This is a genomic window from Candidatus Nitrosotenuis cloacae, from assembly GCF_000955905.1.
GTDB lineage: Archaea > Thermoproteota > Nitrososphaeria > Nitrososphaerales > Nitrosopumilaceae > Nitrosotenuis > Nitrosotenuis cloacae.
Genome location: NZ_CP011097.1, coordinates 1,574,045 through 1,600,186 on the forward strand (window position 1 = coordinate 1,574,045; position 26,142 = coordinate 1,600,186).

Annotated in this window: 37 protein-coding genes and 2 tRNA genes; 24 read left to right on the forward strand and 15 right to left on the reverse strand. The window is 41.9% G+C overall.

Annotated elements, in window-relative coordinates:
• Positions 1–2 precede the first annotated feature (2 nt).
• Entirely contained in the window at positions 3–503 is a 501-nt protein-coding gene (locus tag SU86_RS08965) for a dual specificity protein phosphatase 23 (RefSeq protein WP_048188864.1), read from the forward strand.
• 42 nt (positions 504–545) lie between these two features.
• Positions 546–929: a nuclear transport factor 2 family protein gene (locus tag SU86_RS08970; RefSeq protein WP_048188865.1), complete on the forward strand. Its 384-nt coding sequence runs from the start codon at positions 546–548 to the stop codon at positions 927–929.
• On the opposite strand, the gene SU86_RS09975 is transcribed toward SU86_RS08970, so the two are convergent.
• The gene (locus tag SU86_RS09975; RefSeq protein ID WP_177318936.1) at positions 930–1,082 is read right to left on the reverse strand and encodes a hypothetical protein; all 153 of its coding nucleotides are present in this window, start codon (positions 1,080–1,082) and stop codon (positions 930–932) included.
• A 31-nt stretch (positions 1,083–1,113) separates the two neighbouring features.
• Complete coding sequence (locus SU86_RS08975; RefSeq protein WP_048188866.1) at positions 1,114–1,650, reverse strand: hypothetical protein; 537 nt, start codon at positions 1,648–1,650, stop codon at positions 1,114–1,116.
• A gap of 44 nt (positions 1,651–1,694) precedes the next feature.
• Between SU86_RS08975 and SU86_RS08980 the strand changes: the two genes are divergently transcribed.
• From SU86_RS08980 to cobJ, 6 genes are read left to right on the forward strand one after another with little or no spacing between them, the layout of a single operon-like run.
• Positions 1,695–1,976, forward strand: coding sequence for an RpoL/Rpb11 RNA polymerase subunit family protein (locus tag SU86_RS08980; RefSeq protein WP_048188868.1), 282 nt, complete (start codon positions 1,695–1,697; stop codon positions 1,974–1,976).
• Complete coding sequence (locus tag SU86_RS08985; RefSeq protein ID WP_048188869.1) at positions 1,977–2,273, forward strand: transcription factor S; 297 nt, start codon at positions 1,977–1,979, stop codon at positions 2,271–2,273.
• A gap of 38 nt (positions 2,274–2,311) precedes the next feature.
• On the forward strand, positions 2,312–3,055 hold the full coding sequence (gene pcn, locus SU86_RS08990) for a proliferating cell nuclear antigen (pcna) (RefSeq protein ID WP_048188870.1): 744 nt from the start codon (positions 2,312–2,314) through the stop codon (positions 3,053–3,055).
• Positions 3,056–3,081: 26 nt separating this feature from the next.
• Positions 3,082–4,485 (forward strand): aspartate kinase, encoded by a 1,404-nt coding sequence (locus SU86_RS08995; protein ID WP_048188872.1) that lies wholly within the window; start codon positions 3,082–3,084, stop codon positions 4,483–4,485.
• A gap of 36 nt (positions 4,486–4,521) precedes the next feature.
• Complete coding sequence (locus SU86_RS09000; protein ID WP_048188876.1) at positions 4,522–5,958, forward strand: DUF7482 domain-containing protein; 1,437 nt, start codon at positions 4,522–4,524, stop codon at positions 5,956–5,958.
• 26 nt (positions 5,959–5,984) lie between these two features.
• A complete protein-coding gene (gene cobJ, locus SU86_RS09005; protein ID WP_048188878.1) occupies positions 5,985–6,755 on the forward strand; it encodes a precorrin-3B C(17)-methyltransferase in 771 nt (256 codons plus the stop codon).
• Here the strand turns inward: cobJ and SU86_RS09010 are convergent.
• Entirely contained in the window at positions 6,752–7,795 is a 1,044-nt protein-coding gene (locus tag SU86_RS09010; RefSeq protein WP_048188879.1) for a tyrosine--tRNA ligase, read from the reverse strand. The genes cobJ and SU86_RS09010 overlap by 4 nt on opposite strands.
• A gap of 32 nt (positions 7,796–7,827) precedes the next feature.
• Positions 7,828–8,397 (reverse strand): hypothetical protein, encoded by a 570-nt coding sequence (locus SU86_RS09015; protein WP_048188880.1) that lies wholly within the window; start codon positions 8,395–8,397, stop codon positions 7,828–7,830.
• 83 nt (positions 8,398–8,480) lie between these two features.
• On the opposite strand from SU86_RS09015, the gene SU86_RS09020 reads away from it, so the two are divergent.
• Both SU86_RS09020 and SU86_RS09025 read left to right on the forward strand, forming a co-directional pair.
• Positions 8,481–9,563 (forward strand): DegT/DnrJ/EryC1/StrS family aminotransferase, encoded by a 1,083-nt coding sequence (locus SU86_RS09020; RefSeq protein ID WP_048188881.1) that lies wholly within the window; start codon positions 8,481–8,483, stop codon positions 9,561–9,563.
• The gene (locus tag SU86_RS09025) at positions 9,560–10,027 is read left to right on the forward strand and encodes a tetrahydromethanopterin S-methyltransferase subunit A (protein ID WP_048188883.1); all 468 of its coding nucleotides are present in this window, start codon (positions 9,560–9,562) and stop codon (positions 10,025–10,027) included. Before SU86_RS09020 ends, SU86_RS09025 begins: the two co-directional genes overlap by 4 nt.
• On the opposite strand, the gene SU86_RS09030 is transcribed toward SU86_RS09025, so the two are convergent.
• The 3 genes from SU86_RS09030 to SU86_RS09040 are packed head-to-tail and all read right to left on the reverse strand — an operon-like array spanning position 10,021 to position 11,735.
• Entirely contained in the window at positions 10,021–10,350 is a 330-nt protein-coding gene (locus SU86_RS09030) for a dUTPase (protein WP_048188885.1), read from the reverse strand. The genes SU86_RS09025 and SU86_RS09030 overlap by 7 nt on opposite strands.
• A 33-nt stretch (positions 10,351–10,383) precedes the next feature.
• Positions 10,384–11,277, reverse strand: coding sequence for a PfkB family carbohydrate kinase (locus tag SU86_RS09035; protein WP_048188886.1), 894 nt, complete (start codon positions 11,275–11,277; stop codon positions 10,384–10,386).
• A gap of 11 nt (positions 11,278–11,288) precedes the next feature.
• Positions 11,289–11,735, reverse strand: a complete 447-nt coding sequence (locus SU86_RS09040) for an LEA type 2 family protein (RefSeq protein WP_048188888.1) — start codon at positions 11,733–11,735, stop codon at positions 11,289–11,291.
• 134 nt (positions 11,736–11,869) lie between these two features.
• Between SU86_RS09040 and SU86_RS09045 the strand changes: the two genes are divergently transcribed.
• Positions 11,870–12,358, forward strand: coding sequence for a hypothetical protein (locus SU86_RS09045; RefSeq protein WP_048188889.1), 489 nt, complete (start codon positions 11,870–11,872; stop codon positions 12,356–12,358).
• Between the two features lie 253 nt (positions 12,359–12,611).
• Positions 12,612–12,767 (forward strand): hypothetical protein, encoded by a 156-nt coding sequence (locus tag SU86_RS09980; RefSeq protein ID WP_177318937.1) that lies wholly within the window; start codon positions 12,612–12,614, stop codon positions 12,765–12,767.
• Here SU86_RS09980 and SU86_RS09050 read toward each other — a convergent pair.
• Together SU86_RS09050 and SU86_RS09055 are read right to left on the reverse strand one after the other, a co-directional pair.
• Positions 12,754–13,635 carry a PEFG-CTERM sorting domain-containing protein gene (locus SU86_RS09050; protein WP_048188891.1) on the reverse strand — a complete coding sequence of 294 codons (882 nt, stop codon included), beginning with the start codon at positions 13,633–13,635 and terminating at the stop codon, positions 12,754–12,756. The genes SU86_RS09980 and SU86_RS09050 overlap by 14 nt on opposite strands.
• A gap of 2 nt (positions 13,636–13,637) precedes the next feature.
• The gene (locus tag SU86_RS09055) at positions 13,638–14,117 is read right to left on the reverse strand and encodes a peptidylprolyl isomerase (protein ID WP_048188893.1); all 480 of its coding nucleotides are present in this window, start codon (positions 14,115–14,117) and stop codon (positions 13,638–13,640) included.
• A 239-nt stretch (positions 14,118–14,356) separates the two neighbouring features.
• Between SU86_RS09055 and SU86_RS09060 the strand changes: the two genes are divergently transcribed.
• The 3 genes from SU86_RS09060 (at position 14,357) to SU86_RS09070 (ending at position 15,692) form a co-directional block, all read left to right on the forward strand.
• Complete coding sequence (locus tag SU86_RS09060) at positions 14,357–14,587, forward strand: hypothetical protein (protein WP_048188895.1); 231 nt, start codon at positions 14,357–14,359, stop codon at positions 14,585–14,587.
• Positions 14,588–14,661: 74 nt separating this feature from the next.
• Positions 14,662–15,117 (forward strand): hypothetical protein, encoded by a 456-nt coding sequence (locus SU86_RS09065; protein ID WP_048188897.1) that lies wholly within the window; start codon positions 14,662–14,664, stop codon positions 15,115–15,117.
• Positions 15,118–15,290: 173 nt separating this feature from the next.
• A complete protein-coding gene (locus tag SU86_RS09070; protein WP_048188899.1) occupies positions 15,291–15,692 on the forward strand; it encodes a hypothetical protein in 402 nt (133 codons plus the stop codon).
• On the opposite strand, the gene SU86_RS09075 is transcribed toward SU86_RS09070, so the two are convergent.
• The 3 genes from SU86_RS09075 to bluB form a co-directional block, all read right to left on the reverse strand.
• On the reverse strand, positions 15,676–16,203 hold the full coding sequence (locus tag SU86_RS09075; RefSeq protein ID WP_048188900.1) for an NADPH-dependent FMN reductase: 528 nt from the start codon (positions 16,201–16,203) through the stop codon (positions 15,676–15,678). The two genes, SU86_RS09070 and SU86_RS09075, sit on opposite strands and share 17 nt — an antisense overlap.
• Before the next feature lie 39 nt (positions 16,204–16,242).
• Positions 16,243–16,339, reverse strand: a tRNA-Arg gene (locus SU86_RS09670).
• Between the two features lie 18 nt (positions 16,340–16,357).
• Positions 16,358–17,074 (reverse strand): 5,6-dimethylbenzimidazole synthase, encoded by a 717-nt coding sequence (gene bluB / locus SU86_RS09080; protein WP_048188901.1) that lies wholly within the window; start codon positions 17,072–17,074, stop codon positions 16,358–16,360.
• A gap of 67 nt (positions 17,075–17,141) precedes the next feature.
• Here bluB and SU86_RS09085 point away from each other — a divergent pair.
• Positions 17,142–17,215: transfer RNA gene (locus SU86_RS09085), tRNA-Val, on the forward strand.
• 13 nt (positions 17,216–17,228) lie between these two features.
• Here SU86_RS09085 and SU86_RS09090 read toward each other — a convergent pair.
• A complete protein-coding gene (locus SU86_RS09090) occupies positions 17,229–17,723 on the reverse strand; it encodes a hypothetical protein (RefSeq protein ID WP_236687695.1) in 495 nt (164 codons plus the stop codon).
• A gap of 79 nt (positions 17,724–17,802) precedes the next feature.
• Here SU86_RS09090 and SU86_RS09095 point away from each other — a divergent pair, with 79 nt between their 5' ends.
• The gene (locus tag SU86_RS09095) at positions 17,803–18,297 is read left to right on the forward strand and encodes a CopD family protein (RefSeq protein ID WP_048188902.1); all 495 of its coding nucleotides are present in this window, start codon (positions 17,803–17,805) and stop codon (positions 18,295–18,297) included.
• Here SU86_RS09095 and rtcA read toward each other — a convergent pair.
• The gene (gene rtcA / locus SU86_RS09100) at positions 18,280–19,299 is read right to left on the reverse strand and encodes an RNA 3'-terminal phosphate cyclase (protein WP_048188903.1); all 1,020 of its coding nucleotides are present in this window, start codon (positions 19,297–19,299) and stop codon (positions 18,280–18,282) included. The genes SU86_RS09095 and rtcA overlap by 18 nt on opposite strands.
• Positions 19,300–19,355: 56 nt before the next feature.
• Between rtcA and SU86_RS09105 the strand changes: the two genes are divergently transcribed.
• From SU86_RS09105 to SU86_RS09135, 7 genes are read left to right on the forward strand one after another with little or no spacing between them, the layout of a single operon-like run.
• The gene (locus SU86_RS09105; protein ID WP_048188904.1) at positions 19,356–19,850 is read left to right on the forward strand and encodes a nicotinamide-nucleotide adenylyltransferase; all 495 of its coding nucleotides are present in this window, start codon (positions 19,356–19,358) and stop codon (positions 19,848–19,850) included.
• Positions 19,851–19,886: 36 nt separating this feature from the next.
• Positions 19,887–21,032, forward strand: a complete 1,146-nt coding sequence (locus SU86_RS09110; protein WP_048188906.1) for a pyridoxal-phosphate-dependent aminotransferase family protein — start codon at positions 19,887–19,889, stop codon at positions 21,030–21,032.
• Between the two features lie 33 nt (positions 21,033–21,065).
• Complete coding sequence (locus SU86_RS09115) at positions 21,066–21,800, forward strand: peptidylprolyl isomerase (RefSeq protein WP_048188908.1); 735 nt, start codon at positions 21,066–21,068, stop codon at positions 21,798–21,800.
• Between the two features lie 50 nt (positions 21,801–21,850).
• Positions 21,851–22,726 (forward strand): ribose-phosphate diphosphokinase, encoded by an 876-nt coding sequence (locus SU86_RS09120; protein WP_048188909.1) that lies wholly within the window; start codon positions 21,851–21,853, stop codon positions 22,724–22,726.
• A 1-nt stretch (position 22,727) separates the two neighbouring features.
• A complete protein-coding gene (locus SU86_RS09125) occupies positions 22,728–23,675 on the forward strand; it encodes a DNA methyltransferase (RefSeq protein WP_048188910.1) in 948 nt (315 codons plus the stop codon).
• Positions 23,672–24,571 (forward strand): ribonuclease Z, encoded by a 900-nt coding sequence (gene rnz / locus SU86_RS09130; RefSeq protein ID WP_048188912.1) that lies wholly within the window; start codon positions 23,672–23,674, stop codon positions 24,569–24,571. The genes SU86_RS09125 and rnz overlap by 4 nt, the downstream gene beginning before the upstream one ends.
• 1 nt (position 24,572) lies before the next feature.
• Positions 24,573–25,292, forward strand: coding sequence for an SIR2 family NAD-dependent protein deacylase (locus tag SU86_RS09135; RefSeq protein WP_048188913.1), 720 nt, complete (start codon positions 24,573–24,575; stop codon positions 25,290–25,292).
• A gap of 1 nt (position 25,293) precedes the next feature.
• Here the strand turns inward: SU86_RS09135 and SU86_RS09435 are convergent, their stop codons facing one another.
• Positions 25,294–26,097 (reverse strand): hypothetical protein, encoded by an 804-nt coding sequence (locus SU86_RS09435; RefSeq protein WP_052755680.1) that lies wholly within the window; start codon positions 26,095–26,097, stop codon positions 25,294–25,296.
• Positions 26,098–26,142: the final 45 nt, after the last annotated feature.

The window sequence follows — 26,142 nt, forward strand, 5'->3', positions numbered from 1 at the left end:
AAATGAGCAAACCCGGAAATCTTTGGCGCAAAATTCACGGCAAGATCACAAAACGGCCTACAAACTTTTCGTGGTTGATTGATTCCAAAATAGCTGGCTCTGGAATGCCAACCACCTTAGAAGAAATAAACTGGATCAAGGCCCAGGGAATAAAATCAATTGTGACCATGACCGAATATGGCTTGCCACAGACATGGGTTGATGGCATACAATATCTGCATGTGCCAACAGAAGACCTCACAGCACCAGACATTGACAAGATCGATTCTACCGTAGATTACATTGCAGAGAGGATCAAAAGCGGCGAGCCAGTAATGGTGCATTGCGCTGCAGGAATAGGTAGGACCGGAACCATTCTAGCTAGCTATTTGATAAAATACCAGAAAATGTCGGCAAAAGCAGCAATTGAAAAGGTCCGAGAGGAAAGACCGGGCTCTATCCAGTCGACATCACAGGAGATAGCTGTGTCTAGCTATGAAAAGTTCCTAAAATCAAAACAATAGAATCGTAATAGTTTTGAATTACCACACCAGAAACTCATTCAAATGAATCAAAACATCGAGTTGGTAAAGAAATTCTATTCATTGTTTGGCAAACAAGACAGAGCATTCCTGGAATTGTGCGATGACAACATAGAATGGACCGTAATGAAGAACATGCCAAACGGCGGAACCCACACAGGTAAAAAGGCAGTCTTTGATGGCTATTTCCCGAAATTGTTTGCCAAGTTCGCAGAATTTCACGTCATAACAGACGAGTTCATCACCGCAGACAACAGGGTCATAGTATTTGGCACATACAAGATAACATCAAAATCAAAAAAGAAATTCGATGCCCCATTTGTGCACATTTACACCATACAAGACAGCAAAATTGCAAAATTCCGCCAATACAGCGATACTAAAGAAATCCAAAATGCAATAGACTGATTATTCTGGGATGGATATTGTGTCTATTTTGCCGTCGACTATTTTGACAAAGAGGAATCGGTTATCCTTGAAGATCAAAGTGACTCCGCCTTCTGCATCTGGCTCTTCCACTTCTAGTACTGGCTGACCCAACAGTCCGTCGTATTTTGCCATGTTTGTGTGGTTTTGCTCTTGCTTATATTTTTTAATTTATGGTTATCTCGATTTCTTTGGCAGAATTTTTTGCATCACCAGATTCTGTAAAGTGGTGCTTTTGCCAAGATGTCCAAGCTTCAGCGCCAATCTTGTGTTTGCCAGATCCTAGTTCGGATGCCTTGATTGTTATTTTCTCATTAAAGTCTAAAAATTCTGCTTTGACTTCGTCCTCGGTTAGTCTAATGAATGGCTCAAAGTTTTTTGCTACTTGCACCCAGACTCGTTTTTCCTGATGTGGATTTACCAGTTTTGGATTGCGAGTCCAAAAAAATGATGCCTTGCGATATGTGTCTACTTCCTTTAGCTCTTTTTTTCTAAAGCCACCGGAAAAGACCTTGACTCCGTATTTTAGCTTGAATAAATTATCAAATTTGTTGTAGGACTCTGTCCAGTTTTTCTCATTGAATGAATCTCGCAGATCGCCCTGAATCTTGAATTCCGCCGTGATTATGATGTCATCTGTTCTGGTGTATTCTTGCTTGTCTGCAGTAAGCACTATTTCGGTTAGTGCGGTTTGGCTTCCCATGCTTGACGATGATTTATATCCACAATAAGTGGTTTTCCGATAGAATGAACGCCCAAGTTATCAAGTCTTCCTCAAAAGAGACCGAACTTGCTATTCGCAACTCTGACATTGGTACTCTGTATATTGTCCAGCATGAACTGCTCAAGGATGCCCAAGTCGACTTTGCAGGAGTAATACTACGACATCCACTGACCTCAGAATACAGAATGCGCGTAAATTCATCCAAAGGCAGCCCAATCAAGGAAATTGAAAAGGCCACAAAATCGGCCATTGAATCAGCCCAGGAACTAAAGCAGCTAATCCACTCTAAAATTAAAGGTGTCTAGATGCAATTTTGCCCCAAGTGCAACCTGCGGCTAAAGAAAGGTACATGTCAAAAATGTGGATACACTGAAGCTGCAAAACAAGAAACAAAAAAGCCAACTGGCGATATGGACAAGTCTTTTACTATTCTAGATGAAAGCGACGGAAAAGAAACCTTACCAACCATTACAATTGACTGTGAAAAATGCGGACACAATGAAGCTGTATGGTGGATGCTACAGACAAGATCTGCTGATGAGCCAACAACGCAATTTTACCGTTGTTCAAAATGCTCCCACACTTGGCGCAACTACGCGTAGAATAACGTTTAACTGGCATAGCTGCTTGAATTAGCTAAATGGTGTTTTCAGCCAAAACCGGCGGATCGGATGAGTGGAAGGCAATATTATCCGCCATATCAACACTGGTTGAGGAAGCAACCTTTGAGGCAACTGCAGAAGGAATCAGCTTCCGCGGAATGGATCCATCACATGTAGCATTAATTGATATTTCCTGGCCAAATTCGGCATTTGAAAAATACGAGTGCGATGGCGCAATAAAGTTCGGCGTTAGAATCGACGAGTTTTCAAAATTAATCAAAAGAGCAGACAAGACCGAGTCAATCCAAATCAGTATTGCAGAGAGCATGTTGCTAATAATAATTGGCAAAAACAAACAGTACAAGATGAGACTAATTGAGAGCTCGGCAACTGACACACCCCTGCCAAAGATTCCATATGACACTAAAATTGGCTTGGCAAACACATTGTTTGATAAAATTCTGGGCGATGTGCAGGTCGTATCTGATTATCTTACCATCAAAACAGATGAGGGCAAGGCAGAATTCTCAGGCAAGGGCGACTCTGGTGAGGTCCTAATTTCGCTTCAAAAACAACAAGATGAACTCACTGAGATTACTGCAAAGGAGCAATCTGTGGGCACGTACAGCCTCGAATACCTCAATCCCATAGTAAAGGCAGTGGGGGCTGCAACTGGAACAATAATTTGTGAGTATTCTTCTGCCAAGCCACTGCGAATAGAGTTCAAGGTTGCAAACATGGGCAGAATCCACTTTTATCTGGCACCTCGGGTCGAAAGTTAAAAAAGTCACAATAAGAGAGGATTCCAATGAGACTAGTAGTAAAGTTTGGTGGAACATCACTGGCCACACCAAAACATATCAGATCTGTTGCAAAATTTATCCAAACTATCTCAAAGAAAAACCAGGTTGTAATGGTCTGCTCTGCCATCAACGATACCACCGATGAATTATTAGATATATCAGAATCAATCAAAAAGGAAAATCGTGCATTATCTGATTCCATTTTAGCTAAACTAACAAAACAGCACAAGCAGATTGGCAAAGATACCATAACAAATAGTGTGATACGAAAACATCTCTTTGAGAAACTGGATGCAGATCTGGAAGAACTCAAAGGCTTGATACATGGAATGGTTCTGCTCGGTGAGGTAACACCACAGTCACTGGATTATCTGATATCGTTTGGCGAGCGACTGTCAGTGGAGATTGTCTCTCATGCAATTTTGGATCTAAAATCAAAGTCCGTTGCACTGACAGGAAAGGAGGCAGGAATTGTTACTGATTCTAATTTCGGCCAATCAAAACCACTAATGGACACTACACGACTGCGTGTATCTACAAATCTGGAACCCTTACTATCAAAGAAATTCATTCCAGTTATCGGCGGATTTGCTGGTGCTGACCAACACGGCCATATCACCACCTTTGGCAGAGGCGGATCAGACTATACAGCTACAATAATTGCATCATGCATCAAAGCAGATGAAGTATGGCTGATGAGCGACGTTGATGGTTTGATGAGTGCAGACCCCAAGATGGTCAAAAATGCACGCGTAATACCAGAGGTATCATACGTTGAGGCAATGGAGATGGCTTTGTTTGGCGCAAAGCAGATTCATCCACGCTCATTTGAGCCCCTACTATCAAAGAAAATACCAATGCGAATACGCAGCACATTCAATGTCAATAATACAGGAACTCTGGTCACTGCAAATCCGGACGAGAAAACAAACAAGACTGTAAAATGCGTCTCTGTGATTCGCCACAACGGTTTGATTGACATGAGGGGTGGAAGCATGGTTGGTGCTCCGGGCACTGCAGCCACCATATTTACAACACTTGCAAAGGCTGGCATCAACATCATGATGATCTCCCAGAGCCCATCAGAATCAAGCATTTCAATTGTGGTAAAGAAAAACGATCTGGACAAAGCAGTAAACACACTGGAAATGGAACTATTGGGAAAGATGATAAAAAAAATTGACGTCACAACAGATGTCTCCATAATAGCATTGATTGGTTCCGGAATGCGCGGAACGATTGGTGTTGCGTCCAGAGTGTTTAGCTCAGTTGCAAAGAAAAGATCAAACGTAATGATGATTGCGCAAGGCTCATCGGAGCTGAATCTGGCATTTGTTGTCAAGGATTCCGATTGTGCATCTGCCGTTCAAGCACTACATGATGAGTTCAAGTTGGCATCTCAAAGCTAAAAACGCTTAAACATCTTTGCAAAGACAAGGCTACCAGTGAACAAGTTTGTCATATTTGCAATCATAATCATCCCAGCGCTAGCTATTTCGTTTTTGGTATCAGATCCATTTGCTGTTGCAAAACCCCAAAGCAAGGTCCACTTTACAAAGACATTCACATCATCGACTGATCCAGGCAGTGGCAAGTCAGGCCAGTTTGCTTTGGTGTTATCACCAAACAAGGACAGTATCTATACTGGCTCATTAACATACACTTCAAACCAGCCAATCGAAGTCATAGTATTACACGCAATACCAAAGTCAGATTCCAAGGGCCAGCCAGTCTGGAGCGTTGATGGCAATACCATTTATGGATTAACAGAAACCGAGGCTAAAAGCTCTGGAACATTTGACTTTACAGGCTCGGCAGTTGCGTTTAGAAGCAAATCTCCATTTGTTGTCACTACAAGCGTTGATGGATGGATACGCGGCCAGCCAATAGAAATAATCGCTCAAACATATGAAATAAAACAAAAAGAAGTAACATTACCAGACCAACACATTCCAGTAACCATTCCAATGCATGATGGATTTTCCTCTAAAGGATCTCTCCACTACATCATAACGGATTCCAGCAACAAAACACTTGGAGAAAAAATATCACAAAAGCAAAACTGGAACGTAAAGTTTGCTCCAAAGCTTAGGTGGGCACCTGCATCAGCGCAAGATACAGCATATGTTTTCACAAACGGAGTAAAAGGCGATGGCATCTATGGATTCCAGGGCGAGGTGTTCTCTGGCACTCCTGCACAAAAAGAATACACGCCGCTGGTTAGTATAATCACAGCATCATGGAAGGCAGGCCAGACCCCGCAAATACTGCAGTCAGCAGACGAAATACTAAAGGCAGAAAAAGATTCCAGACTGAGACTGATAAAGACAAATGTCACAATTAATGCACCGCAAATAGTGTGGCCTGGCGGACAGCTATATTCTATCAATAATACCGATGCAGCATCATTTGAGAAGACCCAGGTTTTATCAATTGATAAGAATTCCAAAAAAGTAACCTTTGTTGCACACAGGGCCTGGGGGCCTGATGGTCGCACCACCTATCATATCATACCAGATGCAACACCAAAGGGCCCAGCCGACATAATGAAGGTACCAACCTCACTAAAGCTTGCAAAAATGGCAACTTCAGATATTACAACAGAAATGTACCAATTCAAAAATGGAATCAAGGGGGCAGGTCCGCTAGGATTTCAGCCCAGCATAATTGGCGCAAAACTCGACGAAGGATACGTGCCTGTTTGCAGGGTTTCTATAGTGGAATGGAAGGATGAAGGCTCGTCTGTCATATTGGAAACCATATCAGATGTGGAATCCAAAAAATCCGACGGCTCCATATTTGTCACATTGGCTCGACCATTAAGCGAAGACCACATCATAAACTGTCCAATCATAGAATCACCAAAATCCAACAAGGGATAAATTAGCATTTTAGAAAAAAAACTCACTTGACAGGCAAACTCTACATTGTTGGCGTCGGACCGGGATCGCACGACCACATGACGTTTCGCGCAAAAGAGGTCATCATACAAAGCGATACCATAGTAGGCTATGATACCTATGTGGGATTGGTCGAGGATCTAATCCAAGGAAAAGAGATCCACCGATACGCCATGACACAAGAAGTGGAAAGGGCAAAGCAATGCATTGAGCTTGCCCAGTCTGGCAAAATTGTATCGCTAGTAAGCAGCGGAGACCCGGGAATTTATGGAATGGCCGGTTTGATCTATGAAACACTAGCAGAAGCCGGCTGGGATCCAAAAACAGGACTTGAAGTCGAAGTAGTGCCTGGTGTGTCTGCGCTAAACTCTTGTGCTTCTTTGATTGGCTCGCCACTAATGACTGACTTTGCCGTAGTGTCAATGAGCGATTTATTGGTACCATGGGAAATCATAACAAAACGAGTAGAAGCGGCTGCTCAGGGAGACTATGTCATTGTTATCTATAATCCATCAAGCAAAAAAAGAATTCACCAGCTCCAGGACACTAGAAAATTATTACTAAAATATCGCAAGCCAAGCACGCCTGTTGCCATCATAAAGGGTGCATATCGAGAATCGGAAACCATAGTCATGACTGATTTGGAAAACATGGAAAATCATGCAGACAAGCTAGGCATGATCAGCACTGTGATAATTGGTAATTCCTCTACGTATAATTTCAAAAATCTGATGATAAATCCGCGGGGCTATACATCAAAGTATAATCTGCAGACCTAGACTGAATTTTTTATTGCAGATTTGGTATCCTCGTCCAGTGCAAGGCCATCTCTGATTGGAGCGATAATTTTTACCAGATTGTCCGCTACCGTGTTTTTCAGATCAGATGGATGCAGCTTGCCGGACCCAAAGTCGGATTCCAATTGCACATAGCTGGAATAAGTTGCGTTTCCGCCAAACTTTTCTGGCCTTTCCACTGTGATTTCAGAAAATTCATGAAATATGATGTGTTTCGCTATCTGTAGGATTGGGTTGTTTGTCTTTCCTACCTCGCACCAGCCTTTTTTTATTTTGGATTTGATTTCATCGTTGGTGTCATGGATGAAAACGCCAGACATTGGCTTTGATTTTGACATTTTAGTTCCAGCGCCTTCTTCATCTGTTGCTACTGGTTCTGTTAGTCCCGGTAAGAGACTGTGATGTATGGCAACTGGTACCTTCCACTTCATTTTTGGAAATATCTCTCGAACTAGCATGTGGATTTTTCGCTGATCCATTCCTGCATGTGCGATATCGACATCTATGGTATGAATGTCGACTGCCTGCATTGGCGGGTATAACAATTTTGAGAGATCGATTTTTTCCTCAGATTCGGATCTGCCCATGATAGTCAGAGTTCGCATGGTCCTTGCAAGCGACATGTGCTTTGTGAATAAGACAAAGTTTTTCCAGTATTCTTTGTGGGAATCGTACAGCTCGCTGCCTCGTATAATATTGACACCTGGACAGACAAGCCTGAAGGCTTTTTCATAATACTGCGATACCTTGGATATTGTCTCCCAGTTTCCACCCAGCTTGTCGTTGATTAGCGTGTGCCAATCTGCCAAAAAGACGTTGCACTCAACTCCTGCCTTGATAAAATCATTAATCTTGAATCCCGTGCTGATCAGGCTGCCCAAATGCAAAAACCCGGAGATTTCCAATCCAATGTAGTGTCGCGGCTTGGAGTTTGTCTCAAATAATTTGGTGAGTTCTTCCTGTGTTACCACTTCTTCTGTTGGTGGTCTGGTGATCAGCTCAACCTTGGTTGTAATATCCAATGATTCTGAATTTTGTTTGTATTGCTATAAAGTTATTCCGTGGACAATTCATCAAGTGATTTTCTTGGCCTGGTGCTAAGATAGAAAGAATGAGCTGAGATCAAAAATCCAACTAGGAAAATTTTTGTCGCAAAGATAAGATTCCATGGCCTAGACGTATCCGGATATGCTATGGTTAGTCTGTCAATGTCTGGTACCTGTCCATTGATTGTTCCTGCGGCAATCAGCGCATTTAGAACCATGAAATTGTACAAAACCTCGTACAGACAAATTATTGCAAATCCCAAAAGCATCAGTTGCAGTAAAGACATGCGCCACGAATGCAAGCGCACTGCCTTTTTCCAGCCAATTCTGGAAACACAGTACCAGCCAATTATACAAGCAAAGAAAAGCCACGTGATCAGTTTTGCAAAGTGTGGAAATGGAACATGTGTTGTGACTAGGACCTCACCCATGACATAGGTGCCCTTTTCGCTCCATTCCTGTAGCATCGCCCAGGTGGAATAGGCCATTATTGATAGCATCAGAAACGCACACACATAGAAAATGTACAGATACGCCTTGTATGCACGATCTGTTTCCTGTAAATGGCTTGACTTCATGTGTAATGTGTGGCCACACATTTAGCTATAAAAATTGTCCAAGATGTGATGAGGTTTATTACTATAATTTGGTGTGATGAATCATGAAGGTTCCAGTCAACTCACCTTTGGTTGGAAAAGAAGAGATTGCCGAAGTAAATGCTGTGTTACGTGCAGGTGCACTGACATCGGCTGCAAACCTTGGCGGAAAAAACGTGCAGGAATTTGAGAAACTGGTCTGCTCTTTTGTAAAATCAAAATATGCAATAGCGGTAAACTCTGGAACTGCTGCCTTGCAGGCCGCACTGTATGCGCTTGATATCAAATCAGGCGATGAGGTGCTGTTACCATCATTTACCTTTGTTGCCACCGCAAATTCTGTCATATCAGTTGGCGCAAAGCCGGTCTTTGTCGATATTAGACGCGATAATTACACCATGGATTCCGATGATCTCAAAAAGAAAATTACAAAAAAGTCGCGAGCCATCATACCGGTTCACCTGTATGGAAACGTTGCATATATCGATGAGATATCTGAAATTGCAAGAAAGCACCACATCTCCATAATAGAGGACGCTGCACAGTCAATGGGCTCTACCTACAAGGGAAGGCAAACTGGAAACCTATCAGAACTAGGATGTTTCAGTCTGTATGCTGCCAAGGTCATGACGTCTGGCGAGGGTGGAGTGATTGTTACATCAAATAAAAAACTGCACGAAAAGCTTCTGATGATCAGAAACCACGGAATGGTTCATGGATATGATACCAGGATATTAGGACTAAATCTCAGACTGCCGGAGCTAAACGCAGCAATTGCCAAGGTACAAATGAAAAAGCTTCCTGGATTTTTGCAAAAGCGAGAGAAAAACGCCAAAATACTAACAGAGTTGCTCTCTGGCGCAAATGTCACACTACCAATTCCAAGAAAACATGAAAAGGTAAACTGGTATCTATACACAATAGCAAGCAAAATTCGAGACAAGATATCTTCTGAGCTAAATGCAAACGATATTGGTGCTACCGTATACTATGGCACGCCGGTGCACAAGACTCCATATTATAACCAAAAAACAAAGCTGCCCAACACGGAATGGGCTGCAAAAAGCGTCCTGTCCTTGCCAGTCCAGCCACTAGTCACTAGGAATAATCTGGAGACTATTGCCAGAATCATAAATAAAATGACATGAATCTTGGCGAGCTGGCAGGCGAGGTATGCAAAAAGATTTTTCCAATTCTTGAGGAAAAATTTGCAGGCAATCATACTAGTAAGATAGCAATTTGTACCTTATCCAGCATTGATCTGCTAAAAGAGATCTCACAATCAAACATGATGGAAAAAATTGCAATTGTTGGTCGATTATTATCAGAGAACAAGGGAATTGATGAGCTGATCAGATTTGTGAATTATAATCCAGGATTGAATACCATCATAGTGTGCGGAAAAGAAGTCACTGGCCATAGGACAGGCCATGCATTGTTTTGCCTGCACAAATATGGTACAGATCAAAACAATCGCATCATAAATTCAACCAGCCCGGATCCAGTCCTTACGGTATCAAAAAAAGAAATCATTCAATTTCAAAATCAAGTAAAGCTAATTGATAAGATTGGTGAGATGCATCTCCCAAATATCACATCACTAATTCAGTAGCCGTTTTTTTGCCTGTTTCTATTAATCTCGTTTTTTCTTTTGTATTCTTCCAAGATGTCGTCTGGTGTGAGTTTTAGCTCCAGTGATGCCTGCACCACAAAGTGCCAAATATCGATAAGTTCCTCTTTTGCTTCCTCTACATTAAATGGCGTTGGCTTTTTCCACCATTTCCAGTTTGTTGTTCGCTGTAATTCCACTGCCTCATGAATTATAGCAGTAGATAGTGCAGATACTCGTCCCTCTGCGTCCTTTGGGTACCTCTCCAGATTCATCATGCCTTCAAGGCCTTTTTGCAATGAAAATATCTCGTCTAGTCTGTCCATGTTTTTCCTAAAAAAAATCTTCTAGATAACCTTTCAGAAGTCTATCATTGATTGGTATTTTTTGATCCTGCTTTGGATTTTTGCCTTGTTGGTTGATAATAGTCCGGCTAGTCCGTACTTTTCAACTGCAAATGATCCTAGCACATTTCCATATACTACGGACTTTTTGATTTCGGAAAGACTAGTAGTGTTCTTGCTTGCCAAATATCCAATCATTGCGCCTGCAAAGGAATCACCCGCACCGGTTGGATCTACAATATCTTCCAGAGAAAATGCAACGGATGGGAATATGACGTCCTCAAAGAAAAGCAGCGAGCCGTGTTCTCCTTTTTTTATTATGACGTATTTTGCACCCCAGTCCATCATTTTTTTTGCGCACTTTATGAGATTGTGCTCTTTGGTGAGAAGCTTTGCTTCCTCATCATTAATGACTACGGCATCGACTGAGCCAATCATCTTGATTACGGATTTTCGTTTAGAGTTGATCCAAAATTCTATTGTATCACACATTGAAAATTTCACTTTGTCAAATTCCTTGATTAGCTCAGTATTTTGGTCAGGATCATTATTGGCTAAATACACAAACTGGGATTTTCTGTATTTCTCAGGCACGACAGGGCTGAATGATCCTAAAACATTGAGCTCAGTCTTGTTTGTGGTTCTAGTGGATAGTGTGTCGTCATAGCTTCCATCATATCGAAATGTCTTGCCTTTTTGGACCGACAGGCCGGAGAGGTCTAGGTACTTTTGTAAAATGGAATGATATTTTTTTGGAAAGTCTGTTCCAACCACTGCAATGAGGCCGGTATCTACAAAAAAGCTAGCAGAGATTCCTGCAAATGTAGCTGCCCCACCAAGTACATCCTTGAGAATTTTGCTAGGTGTGCGTATGGTGTCTAGCGCTGTTGAGCCAAATACTGTAAGCAATGTTTGGTGAGTTAGGCGTCTTGTATAAATTCCCTAGTCTGATCATACGTCGGGTAATACGTAAAGGGCACATCTATTGATGCAAAGAGTAACTGATATTTTGTAACGCCAGAGATCTTTACTTCTGGATTGTCCGAATCAGATACTTGGTCTCTGAGCCATGTTCCACTGGTGGTAGTTTTTCCCAGTGCCGGCAAAGTAAATGGGTCTAGCTCTCCGCCGCCAAGTGTCTTGTCATTTGCTATAATTGTAAATTCTGTTTTTCCTGCACTCAGAATCAATAATGATGGGTTGTCAAATTCCAGCTCTAAATTATACAAGGAGCCCTTGTCGGATTTTTCCAACAGCTTGCTCTGAGTTATCTTGGCGTTGATCTGTGTTGCAGATGCGTATTGTGTGTAGCCAAATACCATTAGGCTAACTAGTATGATTAGTACGGCAGCTGCCTTTTTTGCCATGCCTAATGATCTGAAATCCGCTTTTGTGTGAACAAGGCAAAAAGATTGCCACTTTGTGTGTAAAAGTTTTGATCCGATCTCTAAGCTACTTTAAGCTAGTAAGATAAATGAAAAACCCACTCATTTTACTCTAAATGGCAAAGATAAGACTACGATTTGGCGCAAACGAAGTAGAGATTGATTCGCGCGACTTTTACATTGACAATGATACAGCAGCTCAGGTAATTGCAGATCTGGCATTTAGATTGCAGGAAAATTCTGCCAAAGTGATCACAGAAGAATCTGCACTAGAAGCGCCGGGAATTGCAGAGACATACCAGGCAAATCTGAACTATCTGAATATGCTTCGTGATGCAGAAGTGCACGAGCCAGAGTTTACTGCCCCAAGCCCAGTGACACCTGAGGAGCTTCCAGGAAAGATTGAAGATTTAGAAGATAATGGATTCTTTTCCAAGCCACGAACAGTATCTGAGACAGTAGAACAGTTACTCCAGCATGGATGGATTGCAAGTCCTCTTGCAGTATCAAAAATTCTTGCAAAGATGGCATTCCACAAGGAGCTTGCCAAAACCTCAGAAGAGAAAAAGACATTCTACTACAAGCAAGCTCCACTGCTCAACTAGAATATTTACAGATCTCGCATTTGTTGAATATAGTACCATCTAGGTGATCAAAATGCGTGTTGCATTGGTGACAGGTGTGATGCATATCAAAATAACCATCTGATTCTGTCTTGCCCACCTGGAATGACTCTAGATCTGGGCTTTTGCATTTTATGCAATGACATCCGCAATCGCACTTCATAGTTTTGGTGCGGCGATTTTGCGTTAATAATTCTGACTCACATTATTATACCAAAATGCACAATCCAATCTATTGGAGAAAAAGCGAATCATACCAATAGAGATTGATGATCATTACAAGCTGTTTGGAAAAGAGCCCTGGGAGGTTGACTATGGGGAAAAATGTCCCCTTTGTAATGTTAGAATCGACGAGTACGGCTTTTGCTCTTGTGGATCTAGCGGCGATTGAGCCTAGTTGTATAGACTACAACCATCATAGATACGCTCAGAACAAGAATCATTGCAAGCGGGAACTCTGGCACTACAGAAACCCCAATGATTTCTATTGTTCCGGTTTCGTTTGGCTTTAGGTGAAGCCAGACCAGATTATCCTCACCCATTCTCTCTTGCTTTTTGATTGGCTTGTCGTTTAGAAGCACTTCATATGGACTCCACAGTAGATCTTGTGGAATTATCAGTGTGACAAACTGATTTGCCTCATCTACCTCAAAGCTGAGCTTTTTGTTTGGCTGATCAAGCTTTAGTGAAATGTCTTGCTGGGTTATAATTTTGACATCAAATTTTTTGTCCTCCCACTGGATCGTCTCTGTTACTATGGTTGGTTCTAGCTCGTACTGCAACATGACTTGGCACCCATGGCACCTAAAGCCCTCTTGGTCTTTGAGATCTACCAAACTGTCATTGACATAGAACAATCTGACACCGTCTGGAAGGAAAAACGAGCTGTCTGCTAAATACACAAAATCCCATATCCAGAGGCCGCCCTTGTTTTGTATGATTCCCTTTACGTCATATTCCATTGTGACATCGTCTCGTGTTGGAAACAAGACAATTCCTGGCTTTTCGCCGCCTGATTCTGCGTATTCTGGCTCGTCTCCTTCGTCATTTATGATGGTAAAATTCTCAAAGTCTGGTGATAAAAACTCGACTTGTTGGGTGTTTCTGCTGCTTTGTATTTCATGAATTACGTGAACGTCGCCATTTTCTGATATTTTGAGTGATAGTTCCTGTGTGGCAGGATCGCCAAACTGGATCTCTTGCGCAAATGCCGCAGACGAAAATAAAGACGCGATGAGTATTCCCAGAATGATTTTCATGTTTATTCAGAGATTGTGACCTTGGTCATTCTTACTTCTTGAAGAGGGCAATCGTTTCTGTCTCTTTGCTGGCTAACTATCTGGTCTGCCGCCTCCATTCCCTCTAGGACCTCGCCAAAGACGGTGTATTGCCTGTCCAAAAATGTGCTATCAGAAGTAACTACAAAGAACTGTGAGCCTGCGCTGTTTGGGTCCATTGCTCGTGCCATGGAAACAATTCCCCGTAGGTGCGAGCGCGTGTTGAACTCTGCTTTTATCATATATCCTGGACCACCCATTCCCCACTTGGATTTGTCTGGAGTCTTTGTGTTTGGGTCTCCTCCTTGAATCATGAATCCAGGGATTACCCTATGGAATAAGGTTCCATCATAGAAACCAGACTGTGCTAGCTTGACAAAGTTACGGACATGTTCAGGTGCCAGTTCTGGCAGCAATTTAAATACAATTTTTCCAAAGTTGGTTTCAATTGTTGCCTTGGTCAATTATACCACAAACTTGCTTTTGAGCATAAGAGTCTTGCTATTGAATTATTTTGAAAGTAGGTTGTAAAAATTACAAAGTCTTGTTTTGTTTTGGTCGGTGTGATTCCAAAATCGTTTTGTGTAATTTCTGGGATCGGTCTGACTTTGCATGTTATAATAATTTTTTGCAGCTCAAAAAAACTTGGAAATTTTTTCTAAAAAAGTTATAGTCTTATATAGATCGAGAAAAATAACATTTTGTGAATCGCACAAATCAAAGCACAGTTATCAAACAGGCGATCAATACTTATCTTGAAAAGGGACTGACGGACAAACAAGACATTTACAGCAAAGTTGTCGAGGAGCTAGGTGTTCCAAGACCAACAGTACGAAGAGTTGCACGCGATCTCAGAAATGAGTTGCTGACAAAAATTAAGATTTTACAATCCGAAATCCCACAAGAGATTTCTGTTCAAGAAAAAGACGAATAAACTTCGTTTATCTTTTCTTTTATTATTATGAGATTCAGCATTAACGTTATATTCGACATTTCATGCCTAAAAACATGGGTTATCTGCGAAACCATCTAGCTACTGTAGTTACTGGTTGTTTTGCCGTATCCCTGACAGGACTGTACTTTTACATGCCTGCTGCGCTGCACCAACTGCTACTAGTTTCTGCGATAGTGACTTGGTTTTTGGTCTTTATTTGCTGGATGGCACAAAAAAGCGCTGACTGGACTACAAAACATGGTGGCCACTCACATCCTCACACAGAGCACGTGCACACGGAAAAAAAAAGCTCGACTAAACTAGTCTCAAACGTATCAGTTGAGGAGCTTAACAAGTTTCGAGAGACATTCACTGCAGAATTAAACGAGCTAAAAGACGAAGTCAAGCTCAAAGACAATGAGATAACCAGGATGCGACAAGAAATTGCAAATCTGGAGACACTAGTGCAAATTGAGGCGCTAAAGGCAGAACTTGCAAATCTCAAGGCAATTGCTGCAAAGCGAAAATAGATTATTTACAGTGCTCACATGTACGCATTCCGCGATGGTTTTTCTTGCACCCAGGACAGCTGATTGCGCCTCCAAAGTGACACTTGCAGACACAGCCATCATTTAGGGTAGGATTTTCCAAGATGAATGATTAATACGTCATCTTAATATTTGACTTTTGCAAAAATCTGCTAATGCTCCTCAAAGCTGTAATTGCAACAATTGCGTTTGCACTTGTACTAGCTACGGTAAATTCTGCATTTGCGGAATCAAACATTACGCCACTAGATGCTTCAACTGGAATCGAAAAAACAATCACCTCATTTTCTGTTCCAAAAAACAACAAGCTTCCATGGGGTTTTGTTGAGGGCAAAATAGCAAACCCAGTAGAGGGACATCCAGTGATAATTCAGATATTCAAAAACGGTGATCCAGTCCACTTTGCGCAAACCGATGTCAAAGAAGACGGCACATACGAGTACAAATTTCGAGTCCGGGATGTCACCGATGGCAAAGTAAACAAAATCTTTGATGGTGAATATATCGTCAAAATCTTCAAGGTAGTCTATCTACCGGTCACTACTGCTTTGGTCTAGAAGCCAAAAGTAGGGTCTCATCAACTAGTTCTTTCAGTCTTGCTTTGGTGCCCTCATCTATTACGGCATTGTCCTTGATTTGATCAACAGTCATGAAGACTGCTTTTGGGTTTGTTATGACTCTGAAGTAGCTCATCAGTTGTGTCAATATTGTCTGCACATCAGTAAAGCCTATTTGGCCTGACGCCAAAATAGCGAGTCCTGCTGTCTTTCCTGCAGTGTTTTTGTAGTTGACATACTCAAAGAGGTTCTTTAATGCAGAGCTGAACAACGAATTGTAAATTGGCGTTCCAACCAACCATACATCTGCATCCATGATATCCTGGGCTGCCTGTGTAGTAGTCTGCGAATAATTCTCACCAGGCCCTCGATAGTAATCTATTCCGCCATCGGATAGATTGATGAATTTGGTTTCTGGGTTTTTTGATTTGGCATAATCAAAGACAAACTTCATCATTGTTTGCGTGTTTGCTGTTTTTCTTGGGCTGCCAGAGATTACTACTATTTTCAATGAAATTTTTTTGTGATTAATCTATTTAAAACAAGAGGACGGGCTTGGAGGGCTTCGATCCCTCGACCTGCAACTTAGGAGGCTGCCGCGCTATCCATGTTACGCGCCAATTTTGTTGGCTCTGCGCTACAAGCCCAGCAAAGATTCGATGTTTTCACTTGATAAAAGCGTAATCAAGATTTGTCTGAATCAATTCATGGATTTGATCCCATGATGGGCTTTGTGTTTGGCCCCACTTTTCAAAATAAATTACATCCTTGAGATCCAGTCTTGGAAGCCAGTTGGCAGTTTCTAGGTCTGGTTTTTGTGCAAACTCTTCCACATGTCCAAGACACAAATATGCCACTGGAACAATGTGATCAGGCAGTCCCAGCACTTGCTTTAGTGCATCATTTGATAGAATGCTGACCCAACCTACTCCGATTTCCTCTGATCGTGCCGCAAGCCACAGATTTTGTACTGCACAGCAAACACTATAGATTCCAGTCTCTGGAATGCTGGATCGGCCAATCACAAAGGGGCCAAACCTTGTTGGATCATATGTAATGCAGACATTGACATCGGATTCCAAAATTCCTTCCAGCTTTAGTGAAAGATATTTTTCTTTTTTTGGCTCATCTATTTGATTAGAGGAGCGAGTCTTTTCTTGCTCAAATGATTCTTTGACCTTTTGTTTTGTGGAATGATTGCGAATCAGAACGAAATTCCATGGCTGAGAGAATCCAACAGACGGCGCATGGTGAGCTGCATTTAGAATTCTTGCCAGAACATCATTTGGTATTGGCTTTGAGTTAAAGTGAGATCTCACATCGCGTCTTGTGTAGATTGCTTTGTAGAGTCCGGATTTTTCTTGGCTAGAGAATTCACTCATTTTTTGCTCGATTGTTTTGATGTCTGTTAAAGGTTAATAATGTAGAGCTCATGGCCAGTACTTTATTGGGCCGGTAGTCTAGTTGGTTAGGATACCGCCTCGACACGGCGGTGATCGAGAGTTCGAATCTCTCTCGGCCCATCTTTATCTAAAATTATTGTGAAATCTCAAATTCTTTTTCAACAAGGCTCCAAGCAGATTCCACTACTACTAATCCCTTTGCTGAATAAACTACTGGCGCTCCGCTTGTAATTGCGTCATATGTATCCGAGTTTTCGCTTGTTTTTGTTAGCGTAAATGGACTTGGGAGCTCGATTTCTGCATCTGGATAGAATGCTGCGCGTCCAGGCATTGCCACGTCTTCTGTGGAATACTGGCTTTTGCCAATTGGTGTGCCGTTTGCAAACAACTCATAATCGATTCTAGATATGGTGAATGTCTTTTCGCCTGGATTTTTGATCACAAATCCAACATCAAGCTTTGCCTTGCCTTCAATCGTGTTCTCAGTTACCAGATTGACTGTACCCATTTTGATCTCAACTAGCTCTAGCTGCGGATTATCAAGGCTTGCATACCAAGTAATTCCTCCAAGCATGGCAAGCATTGCACCTATTGCTACATAGAGAACGGCTCTTCTTTGAAGATTCAATTATTCATGTCTCGCTGAGTACAACTAAAAAATGTTGGTTTCAAAGAGATAATATTTGAACGCATATTCAAGAATTTGATTGGCACTAGAGCAGGCACTCATTACTTGGGTTCATCTGATTTGTTCTGCTATTTGGGTTGGGGGCTCGCTATTCATCGCAATAGTCTTTGCACCAATTCTGAAAACAATGACTCCATCAGTGCAAGAGCGACTACAGATAATGATCAAGGTGGGTAGGCGATTCAACAAAGTCGCAATTCCTGCCTTGCTGATATTGATTGCAACTGGAATTTGGAATTCGCACCAAATGCTAAACAGGCCAGAGTTTTTGTTCTCATCAAGCTATGGAATGATGCTTTTAATCAAGATGTTTTTGGTAGCTGCTCTGCTAGGTTCATTTGCAGTACACGTTAGAATAATCAGAAAGGAAGTAGAACAACAAATAATGCAAAACCAGCTGTCTGATGCCCAGATTGTCAAGCTGCGAAAAAAGATCATAATTGTCGGAGAGATAACCGTAGTGATCTCGGTTTTGATTATGTTGTTTGCAGCAATACTAGATGCCGGCCTCTGAGCCCTGAATTCGTATCTCATAGCCACCATCAATTTTGCCCACACCGTACTTGCAGCCAGTTATCTTTGATGTGATATACAGGTTGGTCTCCAGATGCTTTGTGATCTCTTTGACTGTGAATATTGATAGCTCCTTTGTTATGGCAAGCGGCAGAATTATCATGTCAGACAGATTGGCATCTACTCCAAGATCACACCCAATGAATGAGTTTGTTGCAATCTTGCCAAATTCGGATTTGTTCTTGGGATCTAGTAGTTCGTCTGATCCAGTAACAGAGCCGGAATCAGAGCTCCAAATCAAAACAGATGCACCAGAATTTAGTGCAATCTCTGGTGTGATGTGTGATTCAACAGAGAATCCTTTTTGTTGTAATGTTTTTTCCATGGAATCAACATTACTGGAAACATCCACATCAGAATGAGAGCAGAGAATTTTTGCATTCTTTGTTGTTCTTTTTGATAGTGTTATTGATGTGATCTTTTGGCACGGCTGTATTGCAAGCTCGACTTGGCCTCCGCCCTTTGGATAATAGCCACGCTTTTTGATGTTCACAGCATAATTGATTCCTATTCTGGAATATGCATCAGATAGTACATGTTTTGTATAGTTAGAGGTGGGACTCCATGGAACATCAGTCCCGCCAGTGATGTGCAGGTCTAGCTTTTTTCCAGCTAAAAACACTGCAGGTATGATTGCTTGCAAGATTAGTGAAATGCTTCCAGCAGTTCCTACATTTTCCACCAGCTTTGTGTCTTGGATTTCGCCCGGAGCAAATCTTATGCTAGTAGAGCCAACGCTTGCACCATCCATTTGTGCATTGTAAATTTTCCCAAGAAGCTTGATCGTAGAGAGGTGTGATGGTCTGAGGCCTGGAACCTTGCGGTTGTGCCTAATGTTTTCAATTTGAATTGGCCTCTTTGTTATACATGATAGTGCGAGTGCAGTTCGGAGAATCTGTCCTCCACCCTCTCCATGAGAGCCGTCGATTTTGAGTGGATCCATGTTTGTTATACTGATTCCATTGTTTAGTTTTTAAATCAAGTGTAGACAAAAAAACCATGGACGGTCTCCTCATAGGCAGATTCCAGCCGTTTCATTTGGGACATTTAGCTGCAGTAAAATTTGCACTGACTCAGATTGACAATCTATCAATCGGAATTGGCAGCTCAAACAGGCATAATGAAAAAAGAAATCCATTTTCTGCAGAGGAGAGAAAAGAGATGATTGAATCATCTCTGGATAAGTCAGATCTGCAAAAATGCAAGATCTATTTTGTACCGGATGTAAACGATCACGCCAAGTGGACATATCATGTGGATGAAATAATTCCAAAGTATGATGTTGTGTTCTCTAATGATGATTTCACGCATGAATTGTACAAAAAGCGAGACATCAAAGTTGTATCAGTGCCACTAAAGCAACGAGAGATTCTTTCTGGCACAGACATTAGACTAAAGATTGCAAGTGGACAAAGCTGGGAGGATCTGGTGCCAAGTGGAACTGCAAAGGTTTTGCTAAAAATAAATGCAAAAGATCGGCTGGCCAAGCTTTAGTTTTAAATAAAGCCCGCAAAACAGTCCAAACTGCTTATGGAATATCTAGTCATGCTGCCTGGTCCAACCAACGTACCAGAGCGAGTAATGCGTGCAATGATCACGCCAATGATTAACCATAGAAGTGATGATTTCGTAGAATTATACCAAGACGCAGTTGAGAAAACACAAAAAGTTTTCAAAAGCAGCGGCGAGGCGGTCTTGCTTTCAGCATCCGGAACCGGTGCAGTAGAGGCAAGTGTAATCAATATTGTAAAGCCAGGAGACAAAGTAATCATTCCAACCAACGGTGAGTTCTCCGGCAGACTAGCGCAAATGCTAGAGTGGGCAGGCGCCAAAGTCATAAAACTAGAAAGCACGCCAGGAACAAACGCAACCTTTGATCAGGTAAAGGAGGCATTTGATAACAACAAGGATGTCAAGGCATTCTATTGCGTGTGGAACGAGACCTCAACTGGTACTATGATAAAATATTTGGATAAAATCAAGAACCTTACTGCAAGAAACGACGCATTCTATGTAGTGGATGGAGTTTCTATTGTCGGCGGCGAAGACCTTGAGATGGACAAGTGGGGAATCGACGTTGCAATGACTGGCGCTCAAAAAGCATTTGCAGCACCACCAGGAATCTCACCAATCGTTGTAAATGAGCGCACCAAAAAATACATGAACGCAAATCCGCCAAAGACAATGTACTTTAATTTATCAAGATACTTCCACTATTACGAAGAGGCAAAGCACACACCATTCACACCGGCCTTGCCACTACTATACGCATACAGAGAGGCAATGAACGTCATATTGGAAGAAGGCCTTGACAATAGAATCAGACGACACCGAATCTGCTCTGATGCATTGTATTCAGGTCTTTCAGCAATGGGACTATCTCCATTTGCAAAAGAAGACGCAAGATCAACTGTTGTAGTTGCACTAAACTATCTGGACGGACTTGAAGACAAGACCTTCCGAAACACACTATCAGACAAGTTCCGAGTTCTAGTAGCAGGCGGATTTGGAAATCTCAAGGGCAAGGTGTTCCGAGTTGGATGCATGGGTGAAGTCAACAGATACCACGTCATGAGAACAATCTCCTCAATTGGCTCCACACTAGAGATGATGGGATACAAGACCAAGCAGATGGAAGCCCTCAAAGTTGCCGACGAGAAGCTCAAACAGCTCTAAACTTAATATTAGGAATTTCGGGGACGGATCGCGTTGACATTTACTAAAGGCTCATTGATTTTAATCGATTATACTGCAAAGGTAAAGGACTCGAACGAAGTAGTAGAGACCACCATATCTGAGGATGCAAAAAAGCACAACCTATTCCAGGAAAACATCAAGTATCAGCCAAAACTGGTCTCAGTCGGAGAATCCTGGGTTCTAAAAGGACTAGATGATGCACTTGCAGGCGCAAAGGCAGGAGACAAGCTAACAGTTGATGTAACACCAGACAAGGGCTTTGGCGAGCGAGACGCAGGCAAGGTCAGAATGATTCCACTAAGAAAGCTAGGCGAGGATGCAGACAAGGTCACAGTGGGTGACACAATCGAGGTGGATCAAAAGACAGGTGTTGTAAGATTTGTCGGATCCGGCAGAGTTCAAGTTGATTTCAATCATAGATTAGCAGGAAAGACAGTAGTGTATGATGTCAATGTCATAAAAGCACTAGAGACAAACGAAGACAAAATCACAGGCATTCTAAAAAGACACATGCCGGTTGAGGATTCAAAGATATCATCCAAGCTAAATGGCAACGCATTAGATGTTACCATTCCAGAAGAGATCTATGGTGCAGAAAGCCTGAGAATTATCAAGCACTTTATCCAAATGGACGCCTTCAAGTTCGTCCCAACGCTGGAAAAGATCAACTTTATTGAAACATATGCCAACAAAAAGGCAGAAAAGAAAGAAGAAGCAAAACCGCAAGCAGCTGCTGCAGCAAAATAAAAAGAAATTCTCTCCTAAAACTTAAGAGTCCCTCCTAGATTGTTGATTTGTTGTCAGCTATAACGGTAATTGGCGGAAAGGCATCTGAAGATCTAGCAAGAAAACTGGCAAAAAAGCTAAAGGCATCCTTTGTATCAACCGAACTGCGAGTCTTTCCAGACGGCGAAAGCAAGATAACAATTTCCTCAAAACCAAAAAAAGGCAAGATCATTGTAGTAAATTCCACATATCCACCAGTAGATACCAATCTATTGCAGACATTATCATTAATTGCAAAGGCAAGACAGTTCTCAAATCAGATAATCTGTGTGATTCCATACTTGGGCTATGCAAGACAAGACCGAGAGTTTCTCCCAGGAGAAATAGTCACATTATCTGTGATTGCCAAGCTGTTGTCATCTGCTGGCGCATCAAAGGTCATAGTGGTTGATATGCACAGTATGCTTGGGCTCAATCATTTCACCATACCGGTAAGAAACGTCTCTGCCGTGCCTGAGCTTGCGAATCATCTCAAAAAAATGAGGCTCAAGAACCCATTGGTTGTATCGCCAGACTTGGGGGGAAAGGAAAGAGCAAAGGAATTTGCAAAATTTTATGGTACTGACTATATCGCATTGCAAAAACAACGAGACAGAAAGACAGGCAAGGTCCAGATAATGACTGGTAATTTAGATGAAGTAAAGGGCCGAGACCTAGTTTTAGTTGATGATATGATAAGCACTGGTGGAAGCATAATCAAGGCGACACAATTTCTGAAAAAACAAAAGTGCGGCAAGGTCTTTGTCGCATGCACACATGCATTACTAATCGATAATGCAGATCAAAAGATCAAAAAGTCTGGCGTCTCTGCAATAATTTCTGCAAACACAATACCTGGCAGCACATCAGTGGTTGATGTCTCCGGAGTAATTGCAAAGGCAATCTAGAATGCCAGAGAGCTTTTTCCTAGTCTCAAAAGAATATCCAGAGCTTGCAGTGGATGAGGTAGTTACCCTGGTTAAGATGTACGACAGGTTTGCAAAAATAAAGACAATTTCTAATCTAGTCATAATACAGAGCACCACACCATGGGAAAAGATTGCAAGTCGGGCCACATTTGTCAAGACTGCCGGCCAATTACTGCGAAAAATGTCAAATGTCTTCTTTGATGAGAAAAATTACTCGCTCTTGTTTGGCGCAAAATCATTCATGTGCAAGGCAATCAATCTCTCAGACAAGCCAATTGACATACCAGAAATAGAGCGATCGCTTGGCAGCATGGTCTCTACTTTTTGCAATGCCAAGGTCTCGCTAGAAGATCCAGATGTTGTGATTTACTTGATATTTACAGAGGAGGAGAACTTTTTTGGATTCTCTACTAGATTTGAGCCTCCAAAGAGACCTGAAAAGCTGACCAAGTTCCATCATGAGCTGGACTGGAAGCTGACACGCGCCATGATAAATCTGGCAAAGATAAACGATGAGGAAACTGTATGTGATCCATTCTGTGGTACAGGCAGCACCCTACTGGAGGCCCAGTCCATGGGGATCAAATCCGTTGGAATCGACTTTGATGCAAAAATGTGCAAGATAACCCAGGACAACCTAAAGGCAAATGGATTTCATTGCGAGGTGTTTAACCAAAGCTACGACTACATGACGCAGATCAAGGACAAATACGACGGAATAGTAACAGATCTGCCATACGGCACGGCATCAAAGGTATCCGAGCCGCCAAAGAAAATTATGAAGAAATTCATCTCCCAGATTCCAAAGAAGGCAAAGTTTGCAATCATGTGCAAAAAGGGACTCGATGACGGCATAAAGTTGAATCTAACAAAAAAATATGAGATTTATCGCCACAAGAGCCTAACGAGGATGATTTTGGTAAAATGAAGTTAGTATTTCTGGGAACATCGGCTGCACAACCAACCGAGAACAGAGGGTTATCATGCATTTGTCTGGAACGTGAAGGCGAGATCCTAATGTTTGATGCAGGAGAGGGTGCACAGGTGTCCTACCTCAAGTCAGGTCTTGGCTGGAACAAGAAGATGAAGATTTTTGTAACACACATGCATGGAGATCACTGCATCGGTGTTCTGGGTTTGCTCCAAACAATGACCTTACAGCACAGAACCGAGCCAATTGAGATCTACGGCCCAGATGGAATCGAACAATTCATTGGAGAAAACATTCAAATCTTGCAGTTTGGATTGTCATTCCCTGTCATGATTACTGCAGTAAGACCTGGTCTGGTATGTGAGGAAAAGACCTATTCCGTATTTGCAGAGCAGGCAGAGCACTCGGTTTTGGCATTTTCTTATTTATTTGCAGAAAAGGACAAGCCTGGCAAGTTCGACAGAGAACAAGCAATCAAGCTAGGCATACCAGAGGGCCCACTATGGCATGAATTACAAACAGGCAACGAAGTCAAGATTGGCTCTAATGTGTTCAAACCATCACAGGTAGTAGGTGAGAAAAGGTCTGGCAAGAAAATTGGGATCTCTGGAGATACAAGACCAACCAAACTACTGGAAGAGTTTTTCAAAAATTGTGACTATCTCTCGTTTGATTGCACATTTTCTCATGTATTGCAGGAAAAGGCAGTAGAGACAAACCACACTACAGCAAAAGAGGCAGCCCTTCTGGCAAAGAATGCAAATGTTTCCAATCTGATTCTGACTCATTTTTCTGCAAGATACAAGGATGAATCAGAATTACTACAGGAAGCAAAGCAAGTTCATGGCTCTGTCATTGCAGCAAAAGACCTGCTGGAAATAGAAATAAAATAAAATGTTTGATTCACTAGCTCGACAAATCAAAGATGCACAAAAAATTGTCTTTGTCACAGGTGCTGGCATTTCTCAGGAAAGCGGTATTCCAACGTTTAGGGGAAAGGAGGGCCTCTGGAGAAAATACGATCCGATGCAGCTTGCAACAATTGATGCGTTTTATGAAAATCCGGGCCTAGTCTGGGAGTGGTATGAGGAAAGAAGAAAAAATATTTTGGCAGCAAACCCAAACCGGGGTCATTTTGCAATAGCCGAGCTTGCAAAGCACAAGGATGTGATCATACTGACTCAAAACATTGACGGATTGCACCAAAGAGCAGGCAGTAAAAAAGTTCTAGAGTTGCACGGAAGCATAATTCGAATCAAATGCACCAGCTGTGACTTTAATGATAATATCACCAAATCCTTTGAGGAATTACCGCCAAAATGCAAGTGTGGCAAGATTCTGAGGCCCGATGTGGTCTGGTTTGGCGAAGGGTTGCCTCAAGATGTATGGTCTGATGCCATTACTCACGCACAAAGCTGCGATGTCATGATAATTGCAGGTACCTCACTGGTGGTCTCACCAGCAAACACCCTGCCATTGTATGCAAAGCAAAATGGCGCCGTATTAATCGAGGTAAATCCGGAAAAGACAGTCATGTCATCCGATATGGATCTCTCGGTTCGGGAAAAATCTGCCATTGCATTGCCAGAACTAGTATCTATAATACAAAAATGATTTACTGGCTAAACACACCATAAATGGTGCTCTGGTCATTTCCTTGAGGATTGTACACTGACGAGTTTACCGTTCCATAGTCTGCATGCTCTACTATCATTTCTATGATATGTGGACTAGCAGAGATATCATTAACGCTGGTATCAAACTTTGATGCAAAGAACTCACCTGTGAAAAGCTGCTTTTCGGAATTGTGCAAAGTTACAGTTACCTTTAGTGTCTTGCCGGAAGAATCCTCATAGTGGATGGATACTGTATTGTCTGCATTTTTTGTAGTGGTTAATTGTAATGTCTCAAATATTTTGTGTGATGGTGTTGGTTCTACTGATACTGTTTGTGCTCCAGTTATAGGATCAGTTGATATGCTAACTTGGACTGGTTTTTGTTTTTCATACATGCATTCCTGAATGGTTATGGTATGTGTTAGTTCTTTTACGCCATTGATTGTTTTTGCCATCTTGGGGACAGACATCTTACAGGTTTTCTCTGATTCGTTTTTCTCATAGATTTGTCCGTAATAGGTTTCTTTGATTGGCGGGATTGCAATTTGGTCCTTGATTTGTGGAATTGGATTTAGCTGCTCTGCGCTTGGCACAACATCTCCAATTTTATCGCCAACCGTATCTGTTGTCTTGTCTATTTCATATGAGACTCGCTTTACTGTAGTGTCCTTTAGGCCACCCAGATCTTCAGCTACTGCATTAATTGTCGGATTTACATTAAAGCCAAGCTTGTCTTGCTGGGAATAAGCCAAAACTCCTACTGCTGCCAAAATTACACCTACTGCCAGTAACTTTCCTATCAACACGCACAGATCTTGGAATAGTCATAAAAAATCAGAAAACAAATC